This is a genomic window from Paenibacillus xylanexedens (assembly GCF_007676705.1).
Taxonomy (GTDB): Bacteria; Bacillota; Bacilli; order Paenibacillales; family Paenibacillaceae; genus Paenibacillus; species Paenibacillus xylanexedens_C.
In genome coordinates this window covers 601,614-614,830 of record NZ_VEBF01000001.1, presented here as the reverse complement: position 1 = coordinate 614,830, position 13,217 = coordinate 601,614, and the positions used below count along the sequence as shown (strand labels likewise).

20 protein-coding genes are annotated in these 13,217 nt (G+C 37.4%); 19 read left to right on the top strand and 1 reads right to left on the bottom strand.

The genetic code is table 11. The annotated features are described in order from the left end of the window. The first annotated feature begins 196 nt into the window (after positions 1-196). The 7 genes from FS628_RS02575 to FS628_RS02545 all read left to right on the top strand — a co-directional run bounded on the left by FS628_RS02575 (position 197) and on the right by FS628_RS02545 (position 4,893). Entirely contained in the window at positions 197-1,180 is a 984-nt protein-coding gene (locus FS628_RS02575) for a phosphotransferase (RefSeq protein ID WP_186327700.1), read from the top strand. A 154-nt stretch (positions 1,181-1,334) separates the two neighbouring features. Then, positions 1,335-1,877, top strand: coding sequence for a GrpB family protein (locus FS628_RS02570; RefSeq protein ID WP_145318571.1), 543 nt, complete (start codon positions 1,335-1,337; stop codon positions 1,875-1,877). Between the two features lie 209 nt (positions 1,878-2,086). After that, positions 2,087-2,575 carry a DUF4304 domain-containing protein gene (locus FS628_RS02565; protein ID WP_145318568.1) on the top strand — a complete coding sequence of 163 codons (489 nt, stop codon included), beginning with the start codon at positions 2,087-2,089 and terminating at the stop codon, positions 2,573-2,575. Between the two features lie 208 nt (positions 2,576-2,783). Further along, on the top strand, positions 2,784-3,146 hold the full coding sequence (locus FS628_RS02560; protein ID WP_145318565.1) for a hypothetical protein: 363 nt from the start codon (positions 2,784-2,786) through the stop codon (positions 3,144-3,146). Between the two features lie 235 nt (positions 3,147-3,381). Then, positions 3,382-3,705: a hypothetical protein gene (locus tag FS628_RS02555; RefSeq protein WP_145318562.1), complete on the top strand. Its 324-nt coding sequence runs from the start codon at positions 3,382-3,384 to the stop codon at positions 3,703-3,705. 199 nt (positions 3,706-3,904) lie between these two features. After that, a complete protein-coding gene (locus tag FS628_RS02550) occupies positions 3,905-4,405 on the top strand; it encodes a DUF7674 family protein (RefSeq protein ID WP_260870912.1) in 501 nt (166 codons plus the stop codon). Positions 4,406-4,491: 86 nt separating this feature from the next. Continuing rightward, on the top strand, positions 4,492-4,893 hold the full coding sequence (locus FS628_RS02545; protein ID WP_145318559.1) for a GNAT family N-acetyltransferase: 402 nt from the start codon (positions 4,492-4,494) through the stop codon (positions 4,891-4,893). A 147-nt stretch (positions 4,894-5,040) separates the two neighbouring features. Here FS628_RS02545 and FS628_RS32530 read toward each other — a convergent pair whose 3' ends face one another. Next, on the bottom strand, positions 5,041-5,328 hold the full coding sequence (locus FS628_RS32530) for a hypothetical protein (RefSeq protein WP_145318556.1): 288 nt from the start codon (positions 5,326-5,328) through the stop codon (positions 5,041-5,043). Positions 5,329-5,500: 172 nt separating this feature from the next. Between FS628_RS32530 and FS628_RS02535 the strand changes: the two genes are divergently transcribed. From FS628_RS02535 to FS628_RS02480, 12 genes are all read left to right on the top strand, one after another. Next, positions 5,501-5,704: a helix-turn-helix domain-containing protein gene (locus tag FS628_RS02535; protein ID WP_079346583.1), complete on the top strand. Its 204-nt coding sequence runs from the start codon at positions 5,501-5,503 to the stop codon at positions 5,702-5,704. A 205-nt stretch (positions 5,705-5,909) separates the two neighbouring features. Beyond that, a complete protein-coding gene (locus FS628_RS02530) occupies positions 5,910-6,434 on the top strand; it encodes a DNA topology modulation protein FlaR (RefSeq protein ID WP_145318553.1) in 525 nt (174 codons plus the stop codon). A gap of 190 nt (positions 6,435-6,624) precedes the next feature. Further along, on the top strand, positions 6,625-7,053 hold the full coding sequence (locus FS628_RS02525; protein WP_145318550.1) for a hypothetical protein: 429 nt from the start codon (positions 6,625-6,627) through the stop codon (positions 7,051-7,053). Between the two features lie 53 nt (positions 7,054-7,106). After that, positions 7,107-7,508: an NUDIX hydrolase gene (locus tag FS628_RS02520; protein ID WP_145318547.1), complete on the top strand. Its 402-nt coding sequence runs from the start codon at positions 7,107-7,109 to the stop codon at positions 7,506-7,508. A gap of 166 nt (positions 7,509-7,674) precedes the next feature. Further along, a complete protein-coding gene (locus tag FS628_RS02515) occupies positions 7,675-8,658 on the top strand; it encodes a phosphotransferase enzyme family protein (RefSeq protein ID WP_186327698.1) in 984 nt (327 codons plus the stop codon). Between the two features lie 431 nt (positions 8,659-9,089). Beyond that, positions 9,090-9,617, top strand: a complete 528-nt coding sequence (locus FS628_RS02510; protein ID WP_145318541.1) for a YfiT family bacillithiol transferase — start codon at positions 9,090-9,092, stop codon at positions 9,615-9,617. A gap of 33 nt (positions 9,618-9,650) precedes the next feature. Continuing rightward, positions 9,651-10,046, top strand: coding sequence for a VOC family protein (locus FS628_RS02505; RefSeq protein ID WP_145318538.1), 396 nt, complete (start codon positions 9,651-9,653; stop codon positions 10,044-10,046). 132 nt (positions 10,047-10,178) lie between these two features. Beyond that, positions 10,179-10,733 carry a helicase gene (locus FS628_RS02500; RefSeq protein WP_145318535.1) on the top strand — a complete coding sequence of 185 codons (555 nt, stop codon included), beginning with the start codon at positions 10,179-10,181 and terminating at the stop codon, positions 10,731-10,733. A 31-nt stretch (positions 10,734-10,764) separates the two neighbouring features. Beyond that, positions 10,765-11,427, top strand: coding sequence for a DUF4367 domain-containing protein (locus FS628_RS02495; RefSeq protein WP_222125168.1), 663 nt, complete (start codon positions 10,765-10,767; stop codon positions 11,425-11,427). A gap of 32 nt (positions 11,428-11,459) precedes the next feature. After that, a complete protein-coding gene (locus tag FS628_RS02490; RefSeq protein WP_145318530.1) occupies positions 11,460-11,942 on the top strand; it encodes a DinB family protein in 483 nt (160 codons plus the stop codon). A gap of 54 nt (positions 11,943-11,996) precedes the next feature. Beyond that, the gene (locus FS628_RS02485; RefSeq protein ID WP_145318526.1) at positions 11,997-12,536 is read left to right on the top strand and encodes a phosphotransferase-like protein; all 540 of its coding nucleotides are present in this window, start codon (positions 11,997-11,999) and stop codon (positions 12,534-12,536) included. A 115-nt stretch (positions 12,537-12,651) separates the two neighbouring features. Then, positions 12,652-13,140, top strand: coding sequence for a DinB family protein (locus FS628_RS02480; RefSeq protein ID WP_145318523.1), 489 nt, complete (start codon positions 12,652-12,654; stop codon positions 13,138-13,140). Positions 13,141-13,217 lie beyond the last annotated feature (77 nt).

Below are 13,217 nucleotides of genomic sequence, written 5' to 3'. Positions count from 1 at the left end.
ATTTGAAGAAGATGGGGCTTATAACAACGTATTCACTCTGCGTGCTAACACCTTAAGCCCGGCCGAAGTTATGAGTAGGGAAGTGAGAACAGCCGGACAGCCATGCGAACATAAGTCTGGGAACCCGTTCGCTTCGGTCACTTAAGACTCTCGAGTCGTGAATAAAGAATAAATTTATTCGAAAGATGGTGAAATGATGAGTGTTATAAATACTGAATCCGTACAAAACGAAATTATAAAAGATATCGAAACAAAATATGGATGGATTGTACATGCAGTTGAATCAAACTATTTGGGTTATGGTAATTTAAAGTGGATTATGACAACTAATATTGGGCCCATCTTTGTTAAACAATATTGCAAGATAAGGTATCGACGCGGATTAGATGGGGTTCGAGACGCACTGAAGTATCAACATCTTATGCATCTTGATGGAATTCCTTGTCAGCCAGTATATAGTTTCAACAGTGAATATATTCATACCACATTTTCCGGCGAGGATTATATGATTTCTGGTTTTAGCACAGGGAATTTAATAAAAGCAGGGCAATTAAACAGTCTTCAGATGTATAGTCTTGGTGAAGCTACTGGTCGTATGCATATGTGGATGAAAACACATATGCCGAAATTACCATACTTACAGTGGGAGTTACCTTCAAAGGCAGAGATGTTTGAAAAGATACAAGCAAATCTAAATGAAATGAAAAAAATGACTAATCAAAGATACATAGAAGCTATAGAGAATCAAAGAATTATTCTTAAAGAATTAGATTTGGATATATTTAATGAGTGTGCTAAAGGATGGGCGCATTGGGATATGCATGTCGACAATTTATTATTTCACGAAGATAGGCTAGAAGATATTTTAGATTTTGATAGACTACACTACGTATACTCAGATTTCGACATTTCCCGCGCAATACTCTCAAGTGCACTTTTAGATGACGGGAAATTAAATGTTGAGTCAACTAGGGCATATATTGATGGTTATAGAATTCATACTAACCTTACGATAGAACAGTTGGTACTATCGATTAAATTAACTTGGTACAAAGAGTTTAAGTGGGTACATGAAAAGTATAGTCAAGATAAAGCAATGAGTCGGTTTATCGAAGAAGTGATTTGGATAGGGAATGAGTGGGAGAATCTCGAAGAGATATTCACAACTATTTTTAAATAATCCTTGTGGGTTAATTCGGACTAGTCAGCGCCAGCCCTGTGAGGTTAAATCCGTCGGACCCGGAGCGATATATCTTACGCCTCTCGGGTTCTTAGATACAGGAATGTTATCGGAAATATTCGTAAATACTTTATTTTTTGGGGGCATCTCAAGGATGAGTAAAAAAACAATAATTATTGAAGATTACAAAAATGAATGGCCTGAAATGTTTTCTGATCTGAAATCCATCATAGAACAAAGAATCGGGGATCTAGTACTTAGAATTGAGCACGTTGGTAGTACCGCAGTACCTGGACTAGTGGCAAAACCTATTTTAGATATTGATGTAGTAATTGATTCTATGGACTTGCTTCCAGATGTAATTCAAGGGTTAGAAAGTTTAGGTTACTATCATGAAGGGAATTTGGGTGTTGAGAACAGAGAAGCTTTTGCAAGAAAAGATGCAAATGTTCCTTATAGTATAGTAAAAATACAGAGACCTGAACATCATTTATATGTTTGTAATAAAGAGAGCAAAGAGTTATTAAGACATATATCGTTCAGAGATGCATTAATTAGCAATCCCGAATTTGTAGTCGAATATGCCAATCTAAAGAAAGAACTTGCTATTAAATATAGAGAAAATCGTCAGTCTTATACGGATGGGAAGACCGAATTTGTAAATAAAGTACTTAATGAATATGGAAAGAACTTGTAGGTTGCTCAATGGGACTAAAACATCCGATAGCAAATTAACCACGCTGCGGGGTTAACGCCTCTTGGTCTGCCAGAGATCTTTCGAGGAAGTCGTATCAGACATACAACTCCTATGATGCTAGGTCTTCGACCCAGTCGCTGGTGCTCTTTAAGCTCTCGGGTTTGTGAATAAAACAACGTTATCGAAAATCTCACAAAGGATATGAAAACGTGAATACTAAAGATTTTAGAAAGTTAATCAGGGTGTATTTTGCTCCAAAACTACATGAGGTTGGGTTTATGGGTACCGATCATCATTTTGTTAAGACAACTGATAATCACTTTATTTACACTCTGGTGATTCAGACAGATAAATCCGGTGGATCTTGTGTTATGGAGATGGGGGTGCATCTAGATTTTCTCCCTAATTCTATTGGTGAATTTAAGTCTTTAAATGAAATCACGACCTATGATTGTGAATTCAGAAAACGTCTTGATAAAAAATCAATTTCATTGGCTGAGATAATAGCTAGATCTAAGAAGATTGAAGATTTTGGAGCTCCACTTGATTTAAGGTTGGTTTTGTTAATTGCACGAACGCATAAATTTCTAGGTAATGATAGGGACGCGAAAGAATATGCTCAATGGGGATTAATCAATATTGGGAAAGCAACAGGACTCATTAAGGACTTTGAGGCCATAGGTCGAGGGAGTTTGTGAGACATCATATCCGTGCTTCGGCGCCTAGAGGCTCCTCGGTCTGCCGAAGGGGAATGGCGGGGAAGTGTATCCAGCGGACACCACCGTACCGCTAACCGCATCGCGGTCGCTCCCATTGGTCGCTTAAATCGGTGAGATGTCGTAGATTCAGTAACGTTAAATACATTCAGAACAATATAAAAGCTATTGTGAAAGGAACTTTAAAGAAGTGAACCCATTTCCCAAAGACTATGAATTAGTCGAGTTATTCGAGTCAGAACCTAAAGTTTTTGATGAAGAAGTGCCATGGTATTATAATAATTTGTTCTTTTCACTGAAAAGGAATGATGTTACTCTAGTATGTTTGCTTCAACCAGCTTATGGATCTTTATTGTTACATCTTAAGGTGAATAATAGCTCTATCTATGATCTTAGTTTTGAAAATGTGGTTGGAATGGAAATAGAAAAATCTAATACAAAGGAAATATTAAAGATTATACTAAATGATGAAGATACTATAAAAACCTTATTATTAGAAACCAAGCCAAATATCTACTTGATGTCTACAACGGATAAGAGCTTTAGAATGTAACTCGATGATGTCGACAACAGCAGGAAACATTGTTTTCACCTATCGGACCTATCCGTTCCTTGGGTCGCCAGAACGTAAGGAACCAGGAGGCAGTGTCAGGCGATCAACCATGCACTGGCTAAGTGGCGGAGCCACTCGGCCTACCGACCTTAAGCCATTGAGGCGTCGTGAATGCACGAACGTTATGCGAAAGCCAGAAGAACGTATAAACCATGAAAATCAAAGGATGAAAGAAATGAGTAAGAAGACATATCTTGTGAATATAGCTTATCTAATTGACTTAACTGACGAAGAATATAAAGAAATCGATGGGGACTTGACTCCTGTACTAGAAAATGAAATTACAATAAGGAGAGATTTGAAATTACATTGGGAGAGCACTTCCTCTGTATATCTCGATCCAGAAGCAATGAATTGCGGAAGGTGCGCAAAATGTAATTCATGGGCAACTGATAGAGAAAAACCAAATCATATTGATGAACTCAATAATGGAGCTGTTGTTGAAGGGCAATTACTTTGTGATGAGTGTTTGCCAGAGGAGCATAGATGGGCCTTCTAAAAATGGATAATGGTTAGTAATTCGAAGAAGTCTGATCCATCTCACTCTTCGAGTCATTCGAAGCTCGGTCCGGCCAAAGTAAGATGAGGATTCGGAGAAGTATTTGGTAGCTGCAGGGAAGTGGAATTAGCCGTACACATCCGCACCGACTAAGCGCATCACGCCCAGCGACTTCGTCTCTATAAGTCGGTGGGACGTCGTGAATACAAGAACTTTATCAAAAACCCCTGTTAAGAACTGTGTTAAAGAACAGAATCAAATACAAAAATTTTCAGACTTGCGTCATCGTAATTCAAAGACAGTTTATACAGAGGAGTGGGGATTCATGATTAAAAAATCGGAGGAATTTTTAAAGATGATGTTAAATTTCTTCCCTTCCACTAGTACTGATTATAAAAAATCAATTGAGAATCACGGTATGGTATTAGAAACTGTCATAATTGAGGGAATATTCATGCCTGAGATTATTAAGTTATTAAGCGAGAATAGAAATAACAAGCTTCTAGAAAGTATTTTTGATTATTTTGAAGAAGTATCTAATTGCAAAGATGATTACTTAATTAATAGCATTTTTTCAGTTACGGTATTGGAAATATTGGGTAACGACGAAAAGATTCTTCGGGCTGCACAAGAGTATATGGGACCTAAAACCATGCAACTTCAATTAGAGGCTGATAGAGGATTAGGTAGGATTAGATAGAAGCTGATTAACGTGGTGGGACATCGTGGATATAGGAACGGTTGTCCGATACTCTTAATCAAAACAACAAGCATAGGAGCAATATTGTGACAATTATTTTCAAAGAAATAAAAGACATTGATACACAGGCAATTCAAGAACTGTTTCATTCGGTGGACTGGAAATCAGGAGATTTCCCAGAAGATCTTAGACAAGCAATAAACAACTCGCATACGGTTATTACTGCATGGGATGATACCAAATTAGTTGGTTTAATAAATGCATTGTCTGACGGCGTGATGACAGTATATTTTCATTACATGTTAGTACACAAAGAATATCAATCATTAGGAATTGGAAAGAGAATGATGGAACAAATGCTTAGTCGATATTCTAATGTCAAAACAAAAGTACTTATATCCTATGATAGTGCAGAAAAATTCTATGGAATATTTGGATTTAAGCCAGAAGAAGGAACTAAAGCCATGTTTATTTCAGATATGGTATAGCATTAAGAGGAATTTCGGTAGCAAGGAATCACAGTCATCGGACACATCCGCACAGCGGCCGAATTATAACGGGGACTTAAGTCGGTGGGGCGTCGTGAATACAGGAACGTTTCGACAGACTCAAATGAAAAGAGAGCCATTTGGCTCTCAATTAGATGATATATTTAATTCATTATGTAATTGAAGAGCATCCTTAAAACCTTGTAAGTAGATTTCACGTTCTAAGATTGCTTGAACAGAAAGGTCTGCGTCATCGTAAAGAAATAGAGTTTTATGCATATCCTGAGGTAAATGCTCATGTAACTGTTTGAAGTAAAGATTCCGATCTGAGGAGTATTGATTATAGATGGAGTTATTTTTGAGAAGATCGATATATAGAGCTTCAATCCGATTACGTATCAAAGAATCAAGTAGGACTTCTAAAGAATTGTGCATAAATGATCACCATCCGTTATGTTTTATTTTGCGAATAAAAATTTAACTTGTTAAATATTATTTTATCATAATGAAATTTATAGTCAAGACATGTCAAAGGTATTTTTGATTAAGAAAATATAATTTCATATAATTAAAGAAAAATTTAATTCAGAAATTGAAGGGATACCAAATGATAAGTTATAAACCATTTCAAAAATTATTGATTGACAGGGAGATTAAGAAGCAGGATTTATTGAAAATGACGGGGATTTCATCGGCAACGATGGCAAAGCTTAATACGAATGAGTATGTATCGTTAGAAGTAATCGATAAATTATGTACGGCATTGGGGTGCCAGCCTGGAGATCTTTTAGAGCATATAGCAGATCAATGATGGGATGAGAACATCGGCTGGTTACTCAAAGATGAGATTCTGTCGTATAACATTATATTCAAGCAGCGGCTCCTAAAGGAGCCTTGGTCTGCTGGATGGATTTCGAAGTTGATATTATGGTAGACGCCTCCGAGTTTGTTGAACTGCATAAAAACAGGAAGGTGATTAGAAATCACTGCAATAAATTAAAGAGGAGAATCTAATTATGTCTCGACCTTTAAAAATTCATATTATAGGTTCAACTGGTAGTGGAAAAACATATCTTGGTCAAGTTTTATCAGAGAAGTTAAATATAAAATTTTACGAACTAGATACAGTCATGTGGAGCAGTAAAGTGGAGTTTTCAGGAAAGAATTCTCCAGACGTGAGAGATAAATTACTACATAAAATAATTGATAATGATAGTTGGATTGTAGAGGGAGTATATTATAAATGGCTTTCTGATAGCTTTTCAAGAGCAGATGTAATTTATTACCTAGATACTAATGTGTTGATTCGACATTTTAGAATTATCATGAGATTTGTTAAACAAAGAATAGGCTCCGAAAGATCTATATACAAGCAAACATTAAGAGGACTAATTGAAATGCTTATTTGGAATCATAAATTTAATAGTACAAATCGGAAAGAGGTTTGTAGTTTCTTGTCCCCTTATAAAGACAAAGTGATAATCTTAAAAACAAACAGGAAAATGATTAGTTTGCTCAATGAAGGCAGTGAAATACCATAACTCAGCATTCACACATCGAGATATACGTCCCTCTGTCAGCACAAGTTTTGGCAGAAGATCAGGAGGTAATATAATAATTAAACGGTGGACATTGATCCTTGGGCCGCATAAGCAGTACACTCAGCATACGCTGGGTCTTATATACAGAAAAGTATGTGAAATCGACGAAACTATTTAACGAGGGTGAACAATGAAGATAATAAGAAATAGGGAAGAACTTGAAGGAACTGGTTATATTGAAGTTTTACCCGGGAAGTACCTTGGGCAATGTTGGAATGAGAACTCAATTTACTTTGATGAAGAAGTATTCGGCTATATAGAGAAATCAATAGAAAATGTATTTTCTGGATATGATCATTTTGCATTTAACGAAATACATCGAAAAACGTGGGAGGTGATCCTTGAGGATTTGAAAACGTTTGCTAATCTTCTTGATGAGAAAATAACAATTGAATTAATAAATGAACATGTGTATTTCTTCTTTGGTAGTTCTAAAGATGAGTTTCAACAAGATTTTCTCAATAGTGTTCAGAGACTTCGTGAATTAATCATAGGGTTTGTTGTATGGATTAAAAAGCAATTAACAACTCAAGATTATGTTTCAGTTCTAGGGATTTAGCCATAGCTATTCGAGGAAGAGTGGTTATTTAAACCAACATAGGAGGAATTAGAATGAAATTTATCGTTTCTGCTAGTGTAATCGTTCTCAATGAACATAATGAGATTTTACTTATGAAAGGTCGAAGAGGTTGGGAAATGCCTCAAGGTTGTGTTGAAGAAGGAGAGACTATTAGGCAGGCAGCAGTTCGAGAAGTGAAAGAGGAAACAGGGATTGACATTGAATTAATTAAATTTTGTGGATTGTATCAGAACATAACGCGAGGCGTATGCAACAATATATTTACTGGAAAACCGATTGGTGGAGCTTTAACTACCAGTGATGAAAGTGAAGTGGTGGGCTACTTTACTTTAGAAGAAGCTGGGCAAATGATAACATGGGGAAATTTTTATGACAGAATTCATAATGCATTAGATGAGAAAAGCCATCCATTTTTGATTGAATTTTCAGAATAAGGTCACTCATTAGATCACAATAAATTCACGTATCGGACATTCCTCCTTGGTCCGGCATTCTCCGGACACCCTGGTAAGCTGGTTAGTGAATACAGGAACGTTCGATGAAACACTCCGAAACTCACACTTGAATGAAATAACATTGAAGTAGAAAAGGAGAATCATTTTGGTCGGTAATAAAATACTTTCTCAAGCAGCTAATTCATTTGGATTTGATACTAATACGTTAAAGTTCGTAAGCAATTCTTGTAATGAAGTATACAGGCTTAATAAAGGGAATAAGGTATATTTTTTACGTTTATCTGAAAAACCAGTTGAATTTGAGCTTAATATTAAGGCAGAAGTCCATTGGGTACGGTATTTAGTTGAAAGAGGCATTCATGCAGCTTTGCCAATCCAAACTATAGAAGGTGAATTAACTGCTGTATGTAAGGACTATGAAAAGTGTTATATTGCGACTGTGTTCGAAGGAGCCCCTGGCATTTTTTTCGATAGCGATCCAAAATTATGGGGACAGAGCTTATTTAAAACATGGGGCGAAACAATGGGGTCAATGCATCGGTTGACAAAATCTTATGATCCTGGCGATTTGAAATACAAAAGGATGGAATGGAATGTATCGGAAATAAACAATCCACATTTACATTTTGGTAATTATCAAATACTCCTCAATAAACTCAGAACAATTGAAAAGGAAATGAAAAACCTTCCTAAACGCAAAGAATCATACGGTCTGATCCATTATGACTTTCATCCTTATAATTTTCTTATCGATCAAGGGAAGATAACTGTTTTTGATTTTGATGATTCGTTGTATGGGTGGTTTGCACTTGATATTGGAATCGCCGCTACTCACGCTGTTTGGTGGGGTTCACATTATAAGGCTTGGAGATCGAAACATGAATTTGCAAAGCATTTTTTAAATGAATTTCTAGAAGGTTATATCAAGCAGAATAGCATAGAGCAAGAATGGATCCAGAGGATCCCTTTGTTTATGGAATATAGAAATATTAGTTCCTTCTTTTGGTGGCTTAACAATTGGAATGGGAATGAAGAGAATCTTACTGATTTTCAAAAGAATGCTATTATTGAAGCGGTAAAACTTATTGAAAGTGGCAAACCTCTTGATGGATGTGATATCAAATTATAGGATGTGAAGGCTGACCTAAAGGAGTAGATGAGGGTCGTCTAACAATACATTAACGCATCAGACTTGCTTCCTCGGTCCGCAGACGAGATCTCGATGAATTGGAGAGAATAATACTCCTTACGACACTCCACAAGCTTTGCATTATGGTAGACTCCACCTTAAAGTCGCTCCTCTCTTGGTTGGTGATGTTCTAGACAAACACCATTCTACCCAAGATAGGGACGTTTTTTATATAATTGTACCTTCGTAACTCAGGTTTAATTGCGCTAGTTTTCTAATCAAAATACAGATATGAGAGTAGTTTAATATAAGGAGCAGCCCAAGAATACAGGTTGCTTCTTTTTTTGCTTTTACACTTCGCAAATGGAACATTGTGGGTTATATTGGATATGATTTGGTTCTATAGTGGAGAAATGGAGAGGTGATCAACCTTGGATGAAAATATACGCTTTCCGATAGGACACTTTGAGCCAAGTTTTAAATTCTCTAATGAGGAGCGAATCCACATCATAGATCAAATCCCCGGAATTACGAAGACCTTAAGAGAGATTACACAACATCTCAATGATGATCAACTTTGTACTCCTTATCGTGATGGCGGTTGGACAATCACACAGATTGTGCACCACCTTGCGGACAATGACATGAACGCTTATATCAGATTTAAGAGAGCGTTAACTGAAGATGAACCGATGGCAGGCTCATATCGAGAAGATTTATGGGCATCATTACATGATTACAGGAATACGCCCATCGAAGATTCAATTTTGCTGATGGAGACACTGCACAAGCGATTTCTCACGCTGCTGCATGGTTTACATCCCGATCAGTTTAGACGAACACTCCGAACAGAAGTGTTAGGTACAATTACATTGGATATCGCTATTCAAAGATTTGTATGGCACGGGCAGCATCATATTGCTCAAATTAAATCTTGTATAACATTGCAAGGGTGGTAGGTTCTTATACATCTCAAGTTTGGGAGGTAACATATGGGAAATGGAAGGATTCTAGGCATTGCATATAATGTAATTCCAGTGAAAGATTTGGAAGTGTCAGCTGCCTGGTTTGTAAAGCATTTTGGGTTTAACATTCGCCACCAACGCGAAGGCTATTTGAGTTTATTCCGGGGCGAACGTCCAATTTTGGACTTGATTCAAAGCGACAATGAAACACGAGCGACATTTGAAGTACATCAGAAAAAGAGATGGGTCATTACATTTTTCACCGATGACATTGGATCTTTACATAACTATTTAACATCAGAGAATGTGAAGGTAGGAGATGTTAGTGATGAGGGACACTACGGGAAGTTCTTTGTATTCGAAGACATGGACGGTAACTTATTTGATGTGTGGGAACACCATGATTGTGAATTGAATTTCTAAGGGGCCTTGGTCTGCTGCTACCATTACCGAAGGTGTGTATGTAAACGGATTCAAAACATCTCAATATATTTTAGAGCTAGGAGTTTTGAAATTTAAGTCAAATATAAGTAAATCTAGATTAGGGGGGAACGGATGTTGATTGAAGACGAAAAAGTATACCCTGATTGCGCAGTTAAAATAAGAATAGTAGACGTTGGCGGCTTAACAAAACCACAGCTTATACAGAAACTGGACCAACACTCTATTTTATTGAATAAATATGGAGAACAGTTGTTATATGATGATAGATTTATAGTTTCCAGTACAAAGCAAAGCTTGCAAACGGTTGAGTTGACCGTCAGACAACTTGGATTTTCGGATGGTGCTTCGACTTTTCAGCTCTTTCGAAGAGCAAATGATCTTGGGTTGGAATGTTGTCCGGTTGAGTTAGGACCTTATCTAAGAATGCAATATTTGGATCAGCCTGAGATATGTTCTACCAATATTTCAGAGGGTAACAAAGCTCCGTCCGGCTCCATTACCATAGCATCTGCAGCCCTTACGGAGGATATTGATTTTCCAAAAGGTTTTTATCTCAGAAGAATAAACGATAAGTTATGGTTACGAGGATATCTTGCCGACGATTTGCATATTTGGAGTCCTCATGATCGTTTTATCTTCTGTAGGGCTCAGCTTTCTATTGTATGAAGATCAGAAAGGTATTTTTGAAAGGAAAGGAGTGAAAGACCAATGGATATCAAAAACAAAAGCGGAGATGTGCTTTGGAAAAATTCAAATTGAATCCTTGCGCGATAATGCGATTGACCGGATCGTCATTAACTTAAAGTCTGGTGACGGGAAGGCGATTTACACCGCAGATGTTATAGAGAATCAATTCACGCAACAGACCAATTATGCACCCATTCCATGGGAAGACGGTTTGGAACGATTGCAACGACATTACTCTCCATGGCAGCCTAAATTTCCGATTGATTCTGATATAGATGCCATTCATGTATTTTATGGATTTGATAATTTAACTCCGCAAGAAATCGATGAAATGATTGAAGAAAGTAACAGGTCAGGCAGAAATGTAGTGATACGAGACTTGAAGCCCAATAAGAGGGTTGTGGGCATCAGCATCACGTATAAAGAACACGGTGGTTATAAACTTAATATTTTCGGGACAACAAAGAGCCGGATCACATTGCCTGATCATGATGGTACTACGGTTAAGCAAGCAGCCATACGTGGTGTCGAAGCATTTTATATTTTCAATAACCAAACTTCCCAATTGATATGGATTGAAGAGGATGTGCATGGGAAGGCGCTGCAATACGAGATCATTGGCGGAAACATGTCAGAAGATCTTGTGATGAAGATTGCGAAGTCAATGAACTGATAAATTTTATATTATCTGAGTGAGGTGCAACGATGAGTTACAAAGCTATTCTCATAGACCAATTAAGCGCCTGTTATCATGACAAGAGCTGGTTTATACCGCTTCATGATATTTTGACAGACCTCAATGCGGCGGAAGCCTCTTATGTAAAGAATGAGGGGGAGCATTCCATTTGGGCGATTGTCAATCATCTTATTTTCTGGAATGAGAAGTGGCTTGAGAGATATATTGCCGAACAGGTCGGCGGACAGCATTCAGTGAATAATGAAGATACATTTGACATAGATCCGTCAAACTTGAATGATGTGGAGTGGAGCAAGACATTACATAGACTGAAAACCGTCTTTAGTGATTGGAACAGGGCACTCGAAGATAGCGAAGAAGATAAATTGACCCGTGAAATTCCTTCTTATTTCAACGCGCCATGGTGGGGAGTTGTATCAAATCTATGTATTCATAACGCCTATCATATTGGCCAGATCATGCTGCTCAAAAAATCAATGAAACACACCTAGTACACGCTGTATTACATTTATAAAATTATACTTAAGCAAAGGAAGATGACTATCATGGAAAAAGGCAAAATTATATTTTTGAACGGTGTAACCAGCTCTGGTAAAACGTCAATTGTAGAGGCGATGCAATCATACGATGATCCGTTTTTCTATGTTGTGGCTAATGATTTATTTGAAAATACGATCGGTGATAAACATCTTCAGACGGATTACTGGAAGTATCTGAGTGAAGCGATTGTAATGATGTATCATACAGCAAAAGTATTTTCAGACCATGGCAAGCATGTTCTGATCGATGGCATACTTGTGGAAAGGCCAGAGCTCGCGCCGCATTATGAACAAGTCAAACAGATTTTTGAAGGGTATCCGCTGGATATCGTTGAGTTATATTGCCCCCTCGACATCTGTCGTCAGCGTAACATTGAGCGTGGTGATCGCAGAGAAGATCAATCGGATGAGCAGCATCAAATCATGGCAAAACACATCAACTATAGCTACTCGATTGATACAAGTATGAACACACCGGAAGAATGTGCAGAGAGAATTATTGCAGCACTGTTCAAGCCCCCTCATGAACCATTGAAAAATATGTAAAGATTATATTACGAAGCTGGACATTCATGAGCATGGTATTCCAGCTTCCTGTCTATCTGAGAGAACATATAGAGTAGTGAATCATTTCAAAAAGAAAGAAGGGGGAAATGTAATCATGACTAAAGAAATTGAACATTTGCTTCAAACTTTTGAAGAATGGGCGTTGTTTGTCAAGACGATGAATCATCTCGAGGAGAAGATATGGAATTCAAGCATGGAAAAAGGGAAGTGGACGATAAAATCCATTGTCAGCCACATGATGTTATGGGACCGATATTTTTACAAAGAAGCAATTGAGAAGATTGCTCTGAAGCAGACAGTTACGTTGAAACATATGAATTTTGAAGAGTCTAATCGCAAAGCTACTGAGTACGGGAACCGCACTGAGACGTCTGAAATCGTAAATAAGGCTATCACATACCGTCATAAAATTATGAATGACATTCGAGGGTTATCGGAAGAGCAGCTTCATCAGAGGTATTTGGACGCAGAGGGGAACGTATTTTATATTCCCCAATATCTTAAAGATTTTATATGGCATGACCAGCAGCATATGGAACCGTTGAAGAAATATCTTGCCAACCTTGAAGCGCAAAGGATTTAGCAGGCAGGGGGAAGCACGGAATACAGCATGTTGCTTGCTTTGAATATAATATGTATCCCAAACCAGGGAGGGATTGT

What these genes read in the sequence shown, in the direction of transcription:
- FS628_RS02530 (WP_145318553.1), top strand. Translation starts at nt 5,910, where the DNA reads ATGTCTCGACCTTTAAAAATTCATATTATAGGTTCAACTGGTAGTGGA.
- FS628_RS02525 (WP_145318550.1), top strand. Translation starts at nt 6,625, where the DNA reads ATGAAGATAATAAGAAATAGGGAAGAACTTGAAGGAACTGGTTATATT.
- FS628_RS32530 (WP_145318556.1), bottom strand. Translation starts at nt 5,328, where the DNA reads ATGCACAATTCTTTAGAAGTCCTACTTGATTCTTTGATACGTAATCGG.
- FS628_RS02505 (WP_145318538.1), top strand. Translation starts at nt 9,651, where the DNA reads ATGGGAAATGGAAGGATTCTAGGCATTGCATATAATGTAATTCCAGTG.
- FS628_RS02485 (WP_145318526.1), top strand. Translation starts at nt 11,997, where the DNA reads ATGGAAAAAGGCAAAATTATATTTTTGAACGGTGTAACCAGCTCTGGT.
- FS628_RS02535 (WP_079346583.1), top strand. Translation starts at nt 5,501, where the DNA reads ATGATAAGTTATAAACCATTTCAAAAATTATTGATTGACAGGGAGATT.
- FS628_RS02555 (WP_145318562.1), top strand. Translation starts at nt 3,382, where the DNA reads ATGAGTAAGAAGACATATCTTGTGAATATAGCTTATCTAATTGACTTA.
- FS628_RS02520 (WP_145318547.1), top strand. Translation starts at nt 7,107, where the DNA reads ATGAAATTTATCGTTTCTGCTAGTGTAATCGTTCTCAATGAACATAAT.
- FS628_RS02490 (WP_145318530.1), top strand. Translation starts at nt 11,460, where the DNA reads ATGAGTTACAAAGCTATTCTCATAGACCAATTAAGCGCCTGTTATCAT.
- FS628_RS02575 (WP_186327700.1), top strand. Translation starts at nt 197, where the DNA reads ATGAGTGTTATAAATACTGAATCCGTACAAAACGAAATTATAAAAGAT.
- FS628_RS02500 (WP_145318535.1), top strand. Translation starts at nt 10,179, where the DNA reads ATGTTGATTGAAGACGAAAAAGTATACCCTGATTGCGCAGTTAAAATA.
- FS628_RS02570 (WP_145318571.1), top strand. Translation starts at nt 1,335, where the DNA reads ATGAGTAAAAAAACAATAATTATTGAAGATTACAAAAATGAATGGCCT.
- FS628_RS02480 (WP_145318523.1), top strand. Translation starts at nt 12,652, where the DNA reads ATGACTAAAGAAATTGAACATTTGCTTCAAACTTTTGAAGAATGGGCG.